The sequence below is a fragment of the Frigoribacterium sp. Leaf172 genome, from assembly GCF_001424285.1.
Lineage (GTDB): Bacteria > Actinomycetota > Actinomycetes > Actinomycetales > Microbacteriaceae > Frigoribacterium.
Map to the genome: position 1 here is coordinate 125,551 of NZ_LMPB01000002.1, position 17,247 is coordinate 142,797.

General features: G+C 73.5%; 16 protein-coding genes. 7 read left to right on the top strand and 9 right to left on the bottom strand.

The window, feature by feature from the left end:
* The first annotated feature begins 8 nt into the window (after window positions 1–8).
* Window positions 9–461: a DoxX family membrane protein gene (locus ASF89_RS06865; RefSeq protein WP_055813370.1), complete on the top strand. Its 453-nt coding sequence runs from the start codon at window positions 9–11 to the stop codon at window positions 459–461.
* Window positions 462–497: 36 nt separating this feature from the next.
* Here the strand turns inward: ASF89_RS06865 and ASF89_RS06870 are convergent, their stop codons facing one another.
* Entirely contained in the window at window positions 498–1,142 is a 645-nt protein-coding gene (locus ASF89_RS06870) for a TetR/AcrR family transcriptional regulator (RefSeq protein WP_055813373.1), read from the bottom strand.
* Window positions 1,143–1,247: 105 nt separating this feature from the next.
* Here ASF89_RS06870 and ASF89_RS06875 point away from each other — a divergent pair, with 105 nt between their 5' ends.
* From ASF89_RS06875 to ASF89_RS06890, 4 genes are read left to right on the top strand one after another with little or no spacing between them, the layout of a single operon-like run.
* Window positions 1,248–2,585, top strand: a complete 1,338-nt coding sequence (locus ASF89_RS06875) for an extracellular solute-binding protein (RefSeq protein ID WP_055813375.1) — start codon at window positions 1,248–1,250, stop codon at window positions 2,583–2,585.
* Window positions 2,582–3,571, top strand: a complete 990-nt coding sequence (locus ASF89_RS06880) for a carbohydrate ABC transporter permease (RefSeq protein WP_082489861.1) — start codon at window positions 2,582–2,584, stop codon at window positions 3,569–3,571. Before ASF89_RS06875 ends, ASF89_RS06880 begins: the two co-directional genes overlap by 4 nt.
* Window positions 3,568–4,542 carry a carbohydrate ABC transporter permease gene (locus ASF89_RS06885; protein ID WP_082475170.1) on the top strand — a complete coding sequence of 325 codons (975 nt, stop codon included), beginning with the start codon at window positions 3,568–3,570 and terminating at the stop codon, window positions 4,540–4,542. Before ASF89_RS06880 ends, ASF89_RS06885 begins: the two co-directional genes overlap by 4 nt.
* Before the next feature lie 47 nt (window positions 4,543–4,589).
* A complete protein-coding gene (locus ASF89_RS06890; RefSeq protein WP_055814734.1) occupies window positions 4,590–7,751 on the top strand; it encodes a glycoside hydrolase family 2 TIM barrel-domain containing protein in 3,162 nt (1,053 codons plus the stop codon).
* On the opposite strand, the gene ASF89_RS06895 is transcribed toward ASF89_RS06890, so the two are convergent.
* Window positions 7,738–9,495, bottom strand: coding sequence for a bifunctional NAD(P)/FAD-dependent oxidoreductase/class I SAM-dependent methyltransferase (locus tag ASF89_RS06895; protein ID WP_055813382.1), 1,758 nt, complete (start codon window positions 9,493–9,495; stop codon window positions 7,738–7,740). The genes ASF89_RS06890 and ASF89_RS06895 overlap by 14 nt on opposite strands.
* Window positions 9,496–9,640: 145 nt before the next feature.
* Between ASF89_RS06895 and ASF89_RS06900 the strand changes: the two genes are divergently transcribed.
* Entirely contained in the window at window positions 9,641–10,138 is a 498-nt protein-coding gene (locus ASF89_RS06900; protein ID WP_156463346.1) for a hypothetical protein, read from the top strand.
* A gap of 44 nt (window positions 10,139–10,182) precedes the next feature.
* On the top strand, window positions 10,183–10,692 hold the full coding sequence (locus ASF89_RS06905; protein WP_055814737.1) for a DUF427 domain-containing protein: 510 nt from the start codon (window positions 10,183–10,185) through the stop codon (window positions 10,690–10,692).
* Window positions 10,693–10,805: 113 nt separating this feature from the next.
* On the opposite strand, the gene ASF89_RS06910 is transcribed toward ASF89_RS06905, so the two are convergent.
* The 7 genes from ASF89_RS06910 to ASF89_RS06940 all read right to left on the bottom strand — a co-directional run bounded on the left by ASF89_RS06910 (window position 10,806) and on the right by ASF89_RS06940 (window position 17,166).
* The gene (locus ASF89_RS06910; protein WP_055797881.1) at window positions 10,806–11,405 is read right to left on the bottom strand and encodes a hypothetical protein; all 600 of its coding nucleotides are present in this window, start codon (window positions 11,403–11,405) and stop codon (window positions 10,806–10,808) included.
* A 103-nt stretch (window positions 11,406–11,508) separates the two neighbouring features.
* Window positions 11,509–12,063, bottom strand: a complete 555-nt coding sequence (locus ASF89_RS06915; protein WP_055813389.1) for a hypothetical protein — start codon at window positions 12,061–12,063, stop codon at window positions 11,509–11,511.
* A 7-nt stretch (window positions 12,064–12,070) separates the two neighbouring features.
* Entirely contained in the window at window positions 12,071–12,550 is a 480-nt protein-coding gene (locus tag ASF89_RS06920; RefSeq protein WP_055813391.1) for a heme-degrading domain-containing protein, read from the bottom strand.
* Window positions 12,551–12,742: 192 nt separating this feature from the next.
* Window positions 12,743–13,987, bottom strand: coding sequence for a glycosyltransferase (locus ASF89_RS06925; protein ID WP_055813393.1), 1,245 nt, complete (start codon window positions 13,985–13,987; stop codon window positions 12,743–12,745).
* Between the two features lie 64 nt (window positions 13,988–14,051).
* The gene (locus tag ASF89_RS06930; protein ID WP_055813397.1) at window positions 14,052–14,930 is read right to left on the bottom strand and encodes a patatin-like phospholipase family protein; all 879 of its coding nucleotides are present in this window, start codon (window positions 14,928–14,930) and stop codon (window positions 14,052–14,054) included.
* 70 nt (window positions 14,931–15,000) lie between these two features.
* Window positions 15,001–16,050 carry an MBL fold metallo-hydrolase gene (locus ASF89_RS06935; RefSeq protein WP_055813400.1) on the bottom strand — a complete coding sequence of 350 codons (1,050 nt, stop codon included), beginning with the start codon at window positions 16,048–16,050 and terminating at the stop codon, window positions 15,001–15,003.
* An 84-nt stretch (window positions 16,051–16,134) separates the two neighbouring features.
* Window positions 16,135–17,166, bottom strand: a complete 1,032-nt coding sequence (locus ASF89_RS06940) for an NADPH:quinone reductase (protein ID WP_055813402.1) — start codon at window positions 17,164–17,166, stop codon at window positions 16,135–16,137.
* Window positions 17,167–17,247: the final 81 nt, after the last annotated feature.

Genomic DNA, 17,247 nt, shown 5'->3' on the forward strand with positions numbered 1-17,247 from the left:
CTGATGGGATGTCCCGTCGAGCCCCGCGCCCCCGCCCCACGTCCGTCCCGCGCCTGATCGGCCGCCTCGCCCTCGGAGCCGTGCTCGTCCTCGCGGGCGTCAGCCACCTGAGCTTCGCCCGCGACGACTTCCAGGCGCAGGTGCCCGAGTGGCTGCCCTTCGACGACGACGCCGTCGTCCTCGCCTCGGGGGTCGTCGAGATCACCCTCGGCGGGGCGCTGCTCGTGCTCGGCAGGAAGCGCGTGGCCGTCGGCTGGGTCGTCGCGGCGTTCTTCATCGCGATCTTCCCCGGCAACATCTCGCAGCTGGTCACGCACACCGACGCGTTCGGCCTCGACACCGATGCGAAGCGGGCCGTCCGTCTGATCGGCCAGCCCCTCCTCGTGCTCCTCGCGCTCTGGTCGACCGGCGCCTGGCGCGACCGCGCGGCGCTCCGCTCGCAGCTGACGCGCTCGAAGTAGTCGCCTCCGGCGGCAGCCGAGGAGGCGCGGCGCGGCTCAGTCGGGCAGCACCAGCGACTCGAAGTGGTCGCGCAGCTGCTGCTCGACGTCGACGCCCTCGGGGTCGAGCAGCCACTGCAGCTGGATGCCGTCCCATAGGGCGACGAGCCCGGCGGCGGCCCGGGCCGGATCGACGCCGGGTCGCAGTCGGCCTCTCGCCTCGAGGTCGCGGAACCCGTCGGAGTACTCGGCTCGGAGACCCTCGAAGCGCGAGGCCACGTAGTCGCGCACGGGGGCGTCCTCCGTCGCGGCCTCGCCGGCCAGCACGGCGTACAGGGCGATGAGCCCGGGCACGGTCTCGTTGTAGCGCGCCTGCCTCAGCACGCCCTCCCGGAAGTCCCGGTCGGGGGAGGCGTCGAGCGGTGCGCCGCTCGCCATCGAGTCGCGTCGCTCGAGGACGGCGCGCAGCAGGGCGCGCTTCGACGGGAAGTAGTGCAGCAGTCCGGTCTGGCTGACGCCGACCCGGTCGGCGACCTCCTGGAGCGAGCCGCCGCGGTAGCCCCGCGTCGAGAACACCTCGAAGGCGGCGTCGACGATCGCCGCACGCCGCTCCGTCGACTTCGCGTACGGGCCGCGAGGTCCCCGGGCGCTGCGCGGGGCGGCGGGCGCGTCGGTCTCGGCGGGGGCGGGATCTGCGGTCATGACGGGAACTCTACGGCCGACCCGCACCTCCTCGGGTCAAATCCGAGTGAGCACTCGGAATTGTGTTAGGTTCGGCGGGTCCCGTCCACGATGAAGTGAGTCACGATGAGCCCTCTCAGTCGACGTCAACTGCTCGGCTTCGGCCTGAGCGCCGGCGCCGCCGCGCTGCTCGCGGGGTGCGCCACGCCCGGCACGACCTCGGTCAACACGCTGCCGACCATCCCGCCGGCCACCGGCCGCATCCGCCTCGAGTACTGGGCCTGGCTCAAGGGCCTCGACCAGGTGACCGACCTGTACAACCGCAGCCAGGACCGCGTCCAGGTCGACACGGTCTTCATCCCGGGTGGCAACGCCGGCGGCTATCAGAAGCTGTACTCGGCGCTGGCGGCGGGCGCCGGACCCGACATCGCGCAGGTCGAGCTGCGGTCGCTGCCCGAGTTCCTGCTGGCGAACGGCGTCGTCGACCTCTCGCGCTACGGGATCGACCGGTACCGCGAGCTCTACGACCCCACCCTCTGGAACCAGGTCAGCTACACGGGCGGCGTCTACGCCGTCCCGCAGGACAGCGGCCCCATGGGCATGTTCTACCAGCCGGCCGTCTTCGACCGGGTCGGCGCCTCCGTTCCCGCCACCTGGGACGACTGGGCCGCCGTCGGGGCCGAGCTGAAGGGCGCGGGCGTGCTGATGGACTCGTTCCCGCTCGCCGACGCGTCGCCGTTCGCCGCGTACGCCACCCAGGCCGGGGCCTCGTGGTTCCGCGCGGAGGACGACGGCTGGGTCATCGACATGACCGACGAGGCGACGATGAAGGTCGCGGCGTTCTTCGACGAGGCGATCGACGACGGGATCGTCACGACCGCCTACGGCGCGTACACGCCCGCCTGGTTCTCGGCCGCGGCCGACGGGAAGATCGCGTCGGTCGCGACGGGCTCGTGGGGCGACGCCCTCATCGAGGGCGTCAGCGGCGCCTCGGGCAAGTGGCGTGCCGCGCCCCTGCCGACCTGGGAGGGCGGCTACGCGTCGTCGTTCCTCGGCGGGTCGACGGCGGCGATCCTGGCGAACAGCCAGCACCCGAAGGAGGCCCTCGACTTCGCCGTCTGGATGACGACGACCCCCGAGGGCGTCAACGCGCTGATCGAGTACTGCGGCATCGGCTGGTCGCCGGCGCGCGACGTCGTGGGCGACCTCCGCGAGAAGCCCAGCGAGTTCTTCAGCGGCCAGAACTACAACCAGGAGGTGTTCGTGCCCGCCACGAAGGAGTCCAGCCAGAACCAGGACTGGAGCTGGTGGCCCGTCACGCAGCAGTCGTTCAACATCCTCAGCGACGGATTCCGCGGCAAGGCCTCGGGCGGAACCCTCGTCGACGCGGTGGTGCAGGCCGAGAAGGACATCATCACGGTCATGAAGAACAAGGGCCTCTCGATCCGCAAGGCCGACGCATGAGCGCCGGGATGGAGACGCGCCCCGAGACCGCGGCGGCGACCCGGGCCACCGCGCCCGGTCGAGGGCGCGACTCGGACGGGTCGCGACGAGCGAGGGGCGCCTCGTCGGCCGCCATGAAGCGCGCCCCGTGGGTGCTGCTGTTCCCGTTCCTCGCGCTGTTCCTGCTGACCTTCCTCGTGCCGATCCTCATGGCCCTCGTGTCGAGCTTCACGCAGGTGAGGCGCGGCGGGCTCTTCGGCGAGACCGGCGTCGTGACGCAGTTCGCGGGGTTCTCGAACTACGCGCAGGTGCTCGGCGACCCCAACTTCACCGCCTCGATCGGTCGCATGTTCCTGTTCGGCATCGTGCAGGTGCCGCTCATGCTCATCCTCTGCACGGTGCTGGCCCTGCTGCTCGAGTCGGCGTCGGCGAAGTGGCCGGGGCTGTTCCGCGCCGCGTACTTCCTGCCGTACGGGGTGCCGGGCGTCATCGCGACCATCCTCTGGTCGTTCCTCTACGTGCCGGGTCTCAGCCCGATCATCGACGTGGCCGAGACGTTCGGCGTCTCGCCCGACTTCCTCGGGCCGAACACGGTCCTCTGGTCGATCGCGAACATCGTCACCTGGAGCTACACCGGCTACAACATGCTGATCATCATCGCCCAGCTGAAGTCGATCCCGGTCGAGCTCTACGAGGCGGCGAAGGTCGACGGGGCGACGCCGCTCCGGGTCGCGACGAGCATCCAGCTGCCGCTGATCCGACCCGCGCTCCTCCTGACCGCGGTCTTCTCGATCATCGGCACCCTCCAGCTGTTCGCCGAGGCGCAGGTGCTGCAGCGCGTCGCACCGGCCATCGACAGCCAGTACACGCCGAATCTCAGCGCCTACACGACCGCCTTCGCCTACAACGACTACAACGTCGCCGCTGCGCAGTCCGTGCTGATCGCGCTCGTCGCGTTCACGCTGTCGATCGTGTTCCTCACCATCACGAACAGGAAGTCCGCATGAGCCCCCGCGCCACGGTCGCCGAGCACGCCACCGAGACCGAGTCGATCGTCACCGCCGGGCAGAGCGGGAGGCGCGGCGCGGGCCGGGCCTCCGTCCGACGCTCGCGGGGAGCCGGGCCGGACCGCTCCGCCGGCCGCAGCCGCGCCTCCACCATCATCGTGACCGCCGTCCTGGTGGTCGTCGCGCTGTACTTCCTGATCCCGGTCTACTGGGTCGTGGTCGCCGCGACCAAGACCACCGGCGACCTGTTCGGCACCTTCGGGTTCTGGTTCGCCCCGTCGTTCGCGCTGTGGGACAACCTCGGGCAGGTGCTCACCTACGGCGACGGCGTCTTCGTCCGCTGGCTCGGCAACTCGGTGCTCTACGCCGGCGTCGGCGCCCTCGTCGCGACGTACTTCGCCGCGGCCGGCGGCTACGCCCTCGCCAAGTACGAGTTCCGCGGTCGCAACCTCGTCTTCGGCACGATCCTCGGCGGTGTCCTCGTGCCGGGGACCGCGACCGCGCTGCCGCTGTTCCTGCTCTTCAGCCAGATGGGGCTCGCGAACACGTACTGGAGCGTCCTGCTGCCGTCGCTCGTGTCGCCGTTCGGGCTCTTCCTCTGCCGCATCTACGCGCAGGCCACGGTGGACACCTCGCTGATGGAGGCCGCGCGCCTCGACGGGGCGAGCGAGCTGCGCATCTTCCACACGCTGGGGCTCCGCATCCTCACCCCGGCGCTCGTGACCGTGTTCCTGTTCCAGCTCGTCGGCATCTGGAACAACTACTTCCTGCCGCTGGTCATGCTGAGCGACGTCGACAAGTTCCCCGTCACGCTCGGACTCAACAACTGGCTGAGCCAGACCGACCGTCTGCCCGAGTTCTACCAACTGACGACCGGCGGCGTCCTGCTGTCGATCATCCCGCTCGTCATCGCCATGATCGTGCTGCAGCGCTTCTGGCGCGGCGGCCTCACCGAAGGGTCCGTGAAGTGACCGACGTCATCCCCACCGCCACCGCCTCGTCCACCCCGGCGTCCCCGATCGACGTCGCCGCGCCTCCGGCCGGATATCTGCGGGCCACCGGCCCCGGCAGCGGTCGTCGTTCGCCCGCCCGCTCGTGGCTGCACACCGACGCCCCGCGGCTCCTGCTCGACGGCGAGTGGTCCTTCCGGCTGCTCGCGGGCGTCCCCGGCATGCCCGGCGGCCGCGGCGTGCTGCCCGCCGGCGAGGGCGCCTACGACGTCGCGGCGGTCGACTTCGACGACTCGGGCTGGGAGACCATCACGCTGCCGTCGCACTGGGTGCTCACCGGCGAGGGGCGCCGCGGCGCCCCCATCTACACGAACGTGCAGTTCCCGTTCCCGACCGATGTGCCCCACGTGCCCGACGAGAACCCGACCGGCGACCACCGGCGCACGTTCGAGCTGCCGGCGTCGTTCGCCGGCGCCGAGCGCGTGCTGCTGCGCTTCGACGGGGTCGAGTCGACGGCCGTCGTGTGGGTCAACGGCGTCCACGTCGGCGTCGGGGTCGGCAGCCGTCTCGCGCAGGAGTACGACGTCACCGACCTCGTGCGCCCCGGCGCCAACACCGTGGTCGTCCGCGTCCACCAGTGGTCGGCGGCGAGCTACGTCGAGGACCAGGACCAGTGGTGGCTGCCCGGCGTCTTCCGGAGCGTGAGCCTCGAGGCCCGGCCCGTGGGCGGCATCGACGACGTCTGGCTGCGCAGCGAATGGCACGGCACGGCCGGCGAGACCGCGGGAGGCGCGACGATCGTCGCCGAGATCACCGCCGGCTCCGCCGCGTGGCCGGTCACCCTCGCCGTCCCCGAGCTCGGCGTCGACGTGACGTGGGAGTCGCCCGCCGACGTCGCCCCGATCGAGCTGATCGACGTCGAGCCGTGGAGCGCCGAGGTGCCGCGGCTCTACGACGCCACCGTCACGAGCGCGGGGTCGACCGAGACGATCTCGCAGCGACTCGGCTTCCGCACCGTCCGGATCGTGGGCGACCGGTTCGAGGTGAACGGCCGGCGGGTCGTCTTCCATGGCGTGAACCGCCACGAGGTGCACGCCGATCAGGGCCGGGTCTTCGACGAGCAGTACGCGCGTCGCGACCTCGAGCTGATGAAGCGGTTCAACGTCAACGCGATCCGCACCTCGCACTACCCGCCCCACCCGCGCCTGCTCGACCTCGCCGACGAGCTGGGCTTCTGGGTCGTCCTCGAGTGCGACCTCGAGACGCACGGCTTCGAACGCGAGCGGTGGGTCGGCAACCCGAGCGACGACGCCGACTGGCACGACGCCTACGTCGATCGCATGGTCCGCACCGTCGAGCGCGACAAGAACCACCCGAGCATCGTCATGTGGTCGCTCGGCAACGAGGCGGGCACCGGTCGGAACCTCGCGGCGATGGCCGCATGGACCCACGCGCGTGACCGGGGTCGTCCTGTCCACTACGAGGGCGACTACACCGGCTCGTACACCGACGTCTACTCGCGGATGTACTCGTGGATCGACGAGACCCGGGCGATCGGCGCGGGCGACGAGTCCGTCCGGCTGCTCGGCTGCACGGCCGCCGAGGCTGCCCGTCAGCGGTCGAAGCCCTTCATCCTCTGCGAGTACGTGCACGCCATGGGCAACGGCCCCGGGGCGGTCGACGAGTACGAGCGCCTCGTCGACGAGCACCCGCGCCTGCACGGCGGGTTCGTATGGGAGTGGCGCGACCACGGCCTGCGGACGACCACGGCCGACGGCGTCGAGTTCTTCGGCTACGGCGGCGACTTCGGCGAGGTCGTGCACGACGGCAACTTCGTCATGGACGGCATGGTGCTCTCGGACGGCACGCCGAGCCCCGGCCTCCACGAGTGGGCCCAGGTCGTGTCGCCGATCCGTCTGACCGCCAGCCGCGCGGCGGGCCCCCGGGGCGACGACGGCATCACCGGCGCCTCCGTGCTGGTCGAGAACCGACGTCACACCGCGACGACGGCCGACGTCGAGCTGCTCTGGTCGCTCGAGCACGACGGCGACGTCATCGCGTCCGGGCGCCTCGACGCGCTCGACGACCGCGGCCGAGCCCTCGCCGCGGGGGAGCAGGTCGCCCTCGCCCTGCCCGACCTCGAGGTCTCGACGACCGGCGAGACGTGGCTGACCGTGCAGGTCGCCCTCCGCGCCGACCACGGCTGGGCCGACGCCGGGCACGTGCTCGCGACGACCCAGGTCGACCTCAGCGCCCCGGCCGCCGTGCATCACGTCGCCGCCTACCCGCGGCCGGTCGCACCGGGTGCCGGTGTCGATCCGTCGGCCCGCGCCTCCTCGGGCGACCTCGAGCTCGGCCCCGCGACGTTCGTCGACGGCCGTCTCGTCTCGCTCGCCGGGCGACCCGTCGCCGGGCCGCGCCTCGAGCTCTGGCGGGCGACGACCGACAACGAGCGGGGCCACTGGGACGCCCCGCGCGACATCGACGCGGACCCGATGCGGGATCGCCACCGCACCGATCTGCCGACCGACGAGCTGCTGCCGAGCGCCGAGACGATCGCGAAGCGGGCGGGCCTGCACCGGCTGACCTCGCGCGTCGAGTCGGTGCGGTCGTCGGCGGGTCACGTCGCCGTGCGCACCCGCTGGGCCGCCGCCGACAGCCGCCAGTCGGTGACCGTCGACGAGCGCTGGACCCTCGAGCGCGGCGAGCTGTGGCTGTCGCTCGATCTCGTGCCCACCGCCGGCTGGGACCTCTCGTGGCCCCGCGTCGGCGTGCGCTTCGATCTGCCCCTCGACATCGGCTCGGCATCGTGGTTCGGGACCGGTCCGCTCGAGTCGTACCCCGACAGCCGCGAGGCGGCCCGGGTGGGCCGGTTCGAGTCGAGCGTCGACGACCTCACCGTCGACTACGCCCGGCCGCAGGAGAGCGGCCACCGCAGCGACCTCCGCAGCCTCGAGCTGCGGACCGGCGACGGGAGCCCCTGGCTGCGTCTCGACGCGACGCCCGACACCTCGGGTCGCCGCCCCGGCTTCTCGCTGCGTCGCCACACCGCGCAGCAGGTCGACGCGGCCGAGCACCCCCACGAGCTGCCCGAGCCCGAGGCGACGTACCTCTGGATCGACGCGGCGCAGAACGGCGTCGGCTCGCGGGCGTGCGGGCCCGACGTCTCGGCCCCGCACGTGCTCCGGCCCTCGGCCCGGGCGATCCGGCTGCGCGTCAGAGGGCTCTGACCGCGCGGACGACCACGTCGCGGACCGTCGCCGGGCCCTCGTGCCCGGCGGCGGTCTCTCGTTCCCGGGTCTCGGCCGTGGCTATCGTCCACTCGGACGGATCGAACAGGTCGACGAGCTCGTCCACGCCGAACATCAGCTCGGGATGGTGCAGACGGTGGGCGTCGGAGTCGAGATCCGACAGGTCGTGCCCGACGATCAGGATGCTGCCGCCCGGCGCCACCGCCTCGCCGAGCCCCCGGAACACCCGGCCCCGATCGGCCGCGGGGAGGTGCATGAAGTGCGACGTGACGAGATCGAAGGAGGCGCGGGGCGGCGTCCACTCGGTGATGTCGTGCTGCTCCCACGTGATCCGGTCGGCGGCCTCGCCGTCCGTCTGCTCGGCTCGCGCCCGTGCCTTGTTCAGGGCGTTCGCGGCGATGTCGGTGCCCGTGACGGACCAGCCCCGGAGCGCGAGCCAGATCGCGTCGCCGCCCTCGCCGCTCCCGATGTCGAGGGCCCGGCCCGGAGCGAGGGTGTCGGTCTCGTCGACGAGGACGGCGTTGGGGTTCCCGCTCCACGCCCAGCCCTCCGAGCCGTAGCGGTCCTCCCAGTACGCGGCGTCGAACGCTTCGGAAGCGGAGGTCTCGTCGGGGCTCTCGTCGAGGTCCCCCTCGGGGCTCGCGCCCGGCGGTGCCGAGCCGTGTCGAGGCGACGCGTCGGCGCGCCAGGTCGCGACGGCCTCCACGGCGGCCGCGGTCTCGGCCGTCACGAGGTCCATGTTCAGGGCCGCGCCGGCCATGACCCCGGAGGCGGCGGCCATGACGACCTGGTGACCCGGGTTGACGAGGTTCCCGGCGAGCCAGACACCGGGCTCGGCGCTCTGCCCGGTGACGGGGTCGGCCGCCACGATGGTGCCCATGCCCGACGGGTGCGCCTCGGCCTCCAGCCCGAGCGACGCGAGCACGCCGCCTCGGGCGGCGACGCTCGTGGCGACGGCCACGGCGCCGACCGCCACGGTCGTGCCGTCGGCGAGGACGACCCCGGTGAGGTGGTCGTCGTCGACCCGGACGGAGGCGACGGGCCCCTCGACCACCCGGACGCCCCGGGCCTCGAGTCGCGCGAGGTCGTCGGGGCCGGGGGAGAGCCGGTCGTTCGTGAAGAGCGTGACGTCGTCGCTCCACTGGCGGAAGAGCAGGGTCTGGTGGATGCTCATCGGCCCGGTGCCGAGCACGCCGATGGCGCGGTCGCGAACCTCCCAGCCGTGGCAGTAGGGGCAGTGGACGACGTCGCGGCCCCAGCGATCGGCGAGTCCGTCCACCGGAGGCAGCTCGTCGACGAGACCGGTGGCGACGACGAGGCGGCGGGCGCGGAGCGTGCGGTGCCGGCCGCCCGGCGTGGTGACCTCGAGGGCGAAGCCGGGCGCGCCTCCTCGTCCGGTCCGGCGGACGTCCGTGGCCGTGCCGTCGACGACGACCCCGCCGTACGACTCGACCTCGGCGCGTCCCCGGCGGACGAGCTCGAGCGGCGAGTCGCCGTCGAGGCCGAGGAACCCGTGCACGCCCTCGGCCGGCGCGTTGCGGGGCTCGCCCGCGTCGACGACGACGACGTCGCGGCGGGCCCGGGCGAGCGTCAGGGCGGCGCTGAGACCGGCGGCCCCGCCGCCGATCACGACGGCGTCGTGCTCGTGCTCGTGCTCGTGCCCGTGCTCGCGCCCGTCGGCCGGTCGGGAGTGGTCGGTGCTGCTCGTGGTGCCGTGCGTCATGGTGATGACCTCCTGGATCCAGCGTGCCCGTGAAGATCCTCTCCGGCAAGCGGTGTTGCCAGAACGGCAAATAATCGCGATCGAGACGTCGGGCGGGTCGGGTGGCGGGTCGTCGCAGGGCGGCCTCGATGCGAGGATGGTCAGCGTGACCGACACCCGATCGGCCTTCATGGCCTGCGCCTCCGTGGCTGCACAGCTCCTCGGCCGACCCGAGCTGGCGAGCGCCTGGAACCTCCCGTCGGTGCACGACGGCCTGCGGGTGCGCGACGTCGCCACCGGGCTCGTCGAGAGGCTGCGCCGCGCGGCCCTCGTGAACGGGGCCGGGCCACGCGTGCCTCTGGTGCTCCGACCGACGGCGGCCACGACGGCGGCCGAGGCGCGACGGCTCGTCGACCTGCTCGCTCTGAGGGTCCCCGGCGGCGGGCTCGCCGACGACCCGGGCGCCGCGGGGGTCGACCTCCTGGCCCGAGACCTCGAGGATCTCGCCTTGAGCGTCGCGCAGCACGTCGACGTGTCGCCGTCGACGGCTCGGGCCGCCCTCGAGCTGCTCGTCGCGTCCGCCTACGGCACCTCGGACGGCGCCGTCGCGCTCGGCGACCTGTCGGCGACGCTCCGCGGGGCACCCGCCGTCGTCCGCGCCTGAGCGTCGCCCCCGTGCCCGCCGACCCGCGGGTGCACGATGGCGACATGAGACGCAGCGTCCGAACCCCCGCCCGTGAAACGCCCGGCCCCGGACAGGAGTCCGTCTGGGACTACCCCAGACCCCCGCGCGTGGAGGCCCGGGGCGAACGCATCGTCGTGCGGCTCGGCGGTCAGGTCGTGGCGGACGCGACGCGTTCGTTCCGAGTGCTCGAGACGAGTCACCCGCCGGTCTACTACCTGCCCCGCGACGCGTTCGTCGAGGGCGCCCTGACCCGAGGCGACGGGTCGAGCATGTGCGAGTTCAAGGGCTCCGCCGGCTACGTCGACGTCCGCGGCGGCGCGGAGCGGTCGCCCCGAGCCGGGTGGTTCTACCCGTCGCCCTGGGCGGGCTACGAGCAGCTCGTCGATCACGTGGCCCTCTACCCCGGCCGCGTCGACTCGATCGAGATCGACGGCGAGACCGTGCGGGCTCAGGAGGGCGACTTCTACGGCGGCTGGATCACCGACGCGATCGTCGGCCCGTTCAAGGGACCGCCCGGCACCCTCGGCTGGTGAGCCGCGCCTCCTCGTCCCCGCCGAGCGGTGTCGAGTGGTCGGGAGATGCTCTTCGAGCGCGTCTGACGCGCATCTGCCGACCACACGAGCCGATCGCGGAGGAGGAGGCTCGATCAGGAGGAGGGGGCGTCGCCCGACAGAGCGGCCACGACCTGCTCCGCCTCGGGGAACCAGCGCGCGTAGTGGTCGGGGTCGTCGTTGATCTGCACGGCGTGGGCCGCCTGGGTCGGCGTGAGCTCCTTCCAGCCCGGGATCGCCACGAGCTTCGAGAAGAACCGGGTGGCCGCCGTGTACGGGTCCATGCGCTCGGCGTAGGTGCCCCAGGCGCCGTTGTCGCGTTGCTGGAAGAGTCCGCGGCTGTCCGGGCCGACCGCGTCGCCGTGGTCGATGTTGCGGAGGCTCGACTCGCCCATCGCGGTCATCACCCCGATCGCCTGCGTGTGCTTTCCGATGCCCTGGGCGCGAGCGGCCTGCATGATCCACGCCGCGTTGATCAGGCGGTCCTGGCAGTAGCCCGCGACCGGCCCGGCGGGCACCGGGATGTCACCCACCATGACGGGGTCGACGGCCGGGCAGGTCACCGGAGGGTCGACGGGGCGAGCCGTCTCGTCGCGGGGCGAGGCGAGCGACGAGACGACCAGGACGAGAGCGACGATCAGAGCGACGACCGCGGCGCAGAAGACGACCGAGGCGGCGATGGCGACGCGGCGCACAGGGGTCCTCTCGGTCGGAGTCCTGTCCGGCGGGCTCGCCGGAGTTCGAGGATAACCCGCTGCCCGGGGGCACCCTGGGCGGAGGCCGAGGAGGCGCGGGCGACTAGAGCAGGTCGCCCCGGTCGGCGAGATAGGCGGCCGCCTCGCGGACCTCGGCGGCCGTGGTGCCCCAGCGGACGAGCGCCCGGCCGTCCGCCACGAGGAGGCGCTGGTCGCCGGCCACGAGAGCCTCGGTCGACAGATCGATCGGCAGGTACGCGTAGTCGACGACCTCGCCTTCGACGAAGCGGCCCCGGGCGGCGGCCCGGCGCTCGGCCTTGCGCTTCTCGACCGAGGCGGAGAGGTTCTGCGAGCGGGTCGGCTCGAGGGCCCGGGTGATGCGACCCGTCTCGTGCACGCGCCCGTCGGTCTCGAGCAGCAGCACGCCGAGCCGCCAGGCCCGACCCACGGGTTCGAGCGACTCCGCGGTCTTCACGACGACGATGCGTCGCGAGGGGCGGTAGCGGGCGAGTGCCTCGGTGCGGGCCCCTCGGGCGGCGAGATCGCGGGTCGTGTCGGCGATCAGGGTGCGGAGCGCCTCGGCCGCACGCTCGTCGTCCGCCGACGGCACGGACGCCGACGGCACGGGCCCCGACGCATCGGGCTCCTGAGGCGCCATCACCGGGTCAGGAGTCGTAGCCGTGCGCCAGGAAGTCGTCGAGCACCTCGACGACGAGGGCGTGGTCGTCGGCCTGCGGCAGCCCCGACACCCCGACCGCGCCCACGACGCCGACGCCGACGACGGTCACCGGGAACATCCCGCCGTGCGCGGCGTAGAGGTCGGTGTCGAGCCGCGACTTCTCGTCGAACGTGCCGCCCGCCACCCGGAACGACTCGCCGACGCGGAACGAGCTCTGACCGTAGCGCTCGACGACACGGGCCTTGCGGTCGAGCCACTCGTCGTTGTCGAGCGAGGTGCCGGGCAGCGCCGCCTGGAACACCCGCTGGCGGCCCTTCCGCACGGTGACCGTGACGGCGAGACCGCGGCGACGGGCCTCGGCGAGCAGGAACGCCCCGAGGTCGAGAGCCGTGTCGGTCGTGAAGCGGCGGAAGACCAGGCGCTCCTCCTGCTCGGCGAGCTCGGTCAGCAGGGTGTCGTCGGGCATGAGGGCCTCCGGTGGAAGGGGTCGTCTGGTCGTCGTCGAGCATAGGCCGAGCCCCTGACATCCCGGTCGGCGAGCACCCGAGCGGGCTGCGGCGGGTTCGCGTCGTCGAGGGCGGGTCGGCGCTGACGCGCCGCCGATGACGGGGACCCGCCCGACAGCCGGATGATCGCGATGCGTCTGAGCCTGCCGGCCTCAGCGGCGGCCGCCGGCTGCGGCGAGCTCCGAGCAGTCGGTGCTGCCGGCGACGCGGCAGTACACGTCGGCGAGCTCGGCCGCCGACAGGGCCCACGGGTGGTCGAGCGCGCGGACGCGGGAGGCGCGCGAGAGTCGATCGGCCCGGTCGCGGTCGCGGAGGATGCCGGTCACCGTGTCGGCCCAGATGAGCGGGTCGCGCGAGTCGAGGACGACGCCCGTGACGCCATCGACGACGCTCTCGCGCAGGCCCCCCGAGGCGGCGGCGATCACGGGGACGCCGCTGGCGGCCGCCTCGAGCGCGATCAGGCCGTAGGTCTCGGAGTGGGACGGGACGAGCACGAGACGCGCCCCGCGGAGCAGCGAGGCGAGACCCCGTCGGGTGCGCGGGCCGACGAGGTGCACGGTGAGGTCGAGCTCGTCGACCAGGGCGAGCAGGTCGTCCTCGTAGCCCTGGAACTCGGTCGAGGCGCCGCCGGCGATCACGAGATCGGGCCGGACGGCGGGGTCGACGGCGGCGATTGCGCGGATGGCGAGATCGGGGGCCTTGAGCGGCTCGAGTCGTCCGGCGACGACGACGTAGGGGCGGGGCTCGTCGACCCGCGCCTCCTCGGCGGTCGTCTGGGCGGGGTGGAAGAGCTCGGCGTCGACCCCGGGCAGCACGACCGCGACCCGGTCGGGGCGACCTCCCAGTCGGGTGACGACCGTCTCGGCCTCGGCGTGGCTGATGGCGACGACGGCGTCCGACTCGACCGCGAGGTGCCGCTCGCCGGCGAGTCGACCAGGCGATTCGGCGCGTTCGCCGTGCGACAGGGGGGTGGAGTCGGCGGCGGCGATCGAGTGGAAGCTCTGCACGTGCGGCACGCCCAGCGCCCGGGCGACGGGCAGGGCGGCCATGCCCGAGAACCAGTGGTGCGAGTGCACGACGTCCCACGGCCCGAGCTCGGCGAGCCGGTCGCGGAACTCGTCGACGAACAGCTCGTGGCGCCCCTTCGGGACGGGCTCGGCGGGTCCGGCCGAGATGAAGGTCAGCGTGACGCCGGGCGAGAGCTCGACGCGGTCCGGCTGATCGGGGGACGAGCGCCTCGTCACGATGTCGACGTGGTGTCCGGCGGCCCCGAGCGCCTCCGCCTGGTTGCGGACGACCACGTTCATCCCGCCGACGTCGCCGGAGCCCGGCTCGGCGCCGGGGGAGGTGTGCAGCGACACGAGCGCGATGCGGAGGGGGGAGGAGGCGGTGGTCACTTCCCGAGGGTACCGGCCCCGCCGCCTCCCGCCCTGTGGACGCGGACGGGTGAGGAGGCGCGGGTCAGGCGGCCGAACCCGTCCAGAACGCGCGGACCTCGTCGAGCACGGCCTCGGCCTGACGTCGACCGGCCTCGGCGGCGGGTCGACGGGTGGCGCTCGAGAGGACGTCGGCGCCGAACGCGGCCAGGGCGTCGGCGTCGGCCTCGACGACCAGCACCTCGCGCCCGGCTGTCCGTCGCGCCTCGACCACCTGCGGCAGCGTCGGTCCGAGGGGCGAGACCGCGAGCTCGGGGCCGCACGACAGCACGAGCACCCGGTCGTGGTCGTCGGCGAGGTCGGCGTTCGTGCCCGACCGCACGCCGCCGTCCATCGTCGGGCGGCCGTCGATCTCGACGGTCGGCCAGACGACGGGCACGGAGCAGCTCGCGGCGACCGCCCGGTGGAGGTCGACGCCCGAGTCCGCGTCGAGGGGCCGGAACGTCCCGTCGGTCGCGTCGACGGTGCAGACCGTGAACCCGGCGTCCGGCCAGGCGACGTCGCCGAACCGCTCGCGCATGGTGCTGACGAGGGCGGGCTCGTCGCCGACGACCGGCGTCCGACGGGCGAGGGCGCCGATCCGGGCCCGCGCCTCCTGCTGGTCCGTCACGCCCAGGAGGGCCTGGCCGAGCGTCTGCTGGAACGCCTCGGGGTCGATGGAGCCGGTGGGCAGCTCGGTGACCGCCTTGTACTGCTCGCGGAGTCCGTCGTCGACGCGTCCGAGCCGCACCATCGTGCCGACGACGGAGCCGGCCGAGGTGCCGACGACCAGGTCGGCCTCGTCGACCGGGACTCCGGCCTCGAGCAGACGCGACAGGACGCCGAGCTCCCAGGCGATGCCGGTGATGCCGCCGCCGCCGAGGACGAGGGCGGTGCGAGGACGGGAGGGGGCGGTGCTGCTCATGGGATGTCGCTCCAGGTCGTGGCGTTCGCGGCGCCGGATCCGGCGCCGGGGGCGACGGTAGGCCCCTCGCCTACGAGGACGGTCGGAGTTCGCCGGCCCGGCCGAGGGCCTGCACGTGCCATTCGGTCTGGGCCAGGGCGGAGCCGAGGCGGTAGCCGTGCAGGGAGGCGATCCCGCCCGTCCACGACATGCGCTCGGCGACCTGCCAGACGGTCGGGCGCTGCGCCTCCGCGGCGAGGGCGTCGAGGGCGGCGGCGGCGTCGGCGGTCCGATCGGCGCGGTGGTCGACGAGGGCCCGCGCCCGCTCGGCGAGCCCGACGAAGCGGTACTCGTGGCCCGGGCAGACCTCGAGCGCATCGGCGCCGGCGACGTCGAGGGCGATGACCCTCTCGAGCGACGCGAGCAGGTCGGTCAGCGGGTTGGCGTCGGTCCGCCCCCCGAGGCCGATGCCGGGGTTGATGCGCGGCAGCACGTGATCGCCGGTGACGATCAGCCGCTGCTCCGGTTCGACGAAGCACAGGTGCCCTGCGGTGTGCCCCGGCGTGTGGACGGCTCGCAACCGCCGTCCGGCGATCGGCGGCTCGTCCCCGTCGGCGAGGAGCAGGTCGGCGGTGACGTGGGGGAGTCGGCGGCCCGATCCCCAGGCGGCGACCAGCGCCTCCTCGTCGTCGGCGGGTGCGCCCCAGCGGGCGATGTCGGCGTCGGCCTCGAGGGCCTCGGCGGCCCGGCGGTCGAGGGCCCGCTGCTCGGCCGCGTGCAGCGCGAGGCGGGCTCCGGAGGCGCGGCGCACGCGATCGGCGCCGCCCAGGTGATCGGCGTGCAGGTGGGTGACCGCGACGAGCGAGATGTCCTCCATCGCGTGACCGACGTCGGCCAGGGCGGCGTCGAGGCGGTCGAGGTTGGCGTCGTCGTCCCATCCGGGGTCGATGAGGGTCAGCGCGCCGTCGGAGCCCTCGATGAGGTAGCCGAGCGAGTAGTCGCCGTCTCCGAACGGGAACGCCAGAGACCAGACCCCGTGGCGCACCTCCTCGAGCGGCGGAGGCGCCCCCTGCTCGAGAGCCAGGGCCTGCACGGCGCTGACGGGGGCGGGAGGCGCGGGTCGCGAGGCGGCGTCGGTCACCCGCCGAGCCTAACCGCGCCCCCCACGGGCAGGAGGCGCGGTGCCGGACTCCCCGCACCGCGCCTCCTCCCGGTCGATCTCCGACTACTCGGCCGACACCTCGATGAGCACCTTGCCGACGACGTCGCCCTCGACGGCCTCGTGCGCGGCGGCCGTCTCGGCGAGCGGGAACGTGTGGAGCGCGAGACCGGCGGCCTCGCCGACGGGCAGCGCGCCGTCGCGGAGCGCCGCGGTGACGTCCTCGACGGCGGCGTCGAGCGCCTCGGTGCCGACCGTGTAGAGCAGGACGAACTGGAACCGCGTGTTCGTGATCATGTTGGCGCGGATGGGGATCGTGGTCGAGTCGCCTCCGTCGTCGGCGTAGATGGCGACCGATGCGCGGTGGGCGACGACCTCGGCGAGCAGGTCGGCGTTCTGCGAGATGGCGACCTCGACGACGACGTCGACCCCGTCGGGGGCGATCTCGCGGATCTCGGCCGCGGCGTCGCCCGTGCGGTAGTTGACGACGTGGTGGGCGCCGGCCGCGGTGGCCAGGGCCGCCTTGGCGTCCGAGCTGATGGTGGTGATGACGGTGGCGCCGGCCCAGCGGGCGAGCTGGATGGCGGCGTGCCCGACGGCTCCCGCGCCTCCGGCGACGAGAACGGTGACGCCCTCGAGGCTGCCGGGCGCGAGGCGGCGGGGGCCGTCCTCCCGGACGGTGAGGGCGCGGTGCGCGGTCATGGCGGGAACGCCGAGCGATGCGCCGACGTCGAGTCCGACGCCCTCCGGCAGCGGCACGACCAGGCGGGCGGGCAGCACGGTGAACTCCTGCGCGGTGCCGGTGGGTCGCTGATAGGCCGAGAGGTAGGTCCAGACGCGGTCGCCGACCGCGAGTCCCGTGACGCCCTCGCCCACGGCGTCGACGATGCCCGAGCCGTCCTGGTTCGGGGTCACCTCGTCGAAGGGCAGGCTCTCGCCGGGCTCACCCCCGGCACGCGACTTCCAGTCGGTGGGGTTGACGCCCGACCACACGACGCGCACCCGCACCTCGCCGGCGGCGGGTTCGGGCACCTCGCGGTCGACGAGCTGCAGCACGGTGGTGGCGGGTCCGGTCTCGGTGTACACGATCGACTTCATGCCCGGAGCCAACCAGACCGGGCCGCTCCGTGTTCCCGCCCGAGGCCGGGCGACCCCGCAGGCGACCGGCGCGGCGTGCCA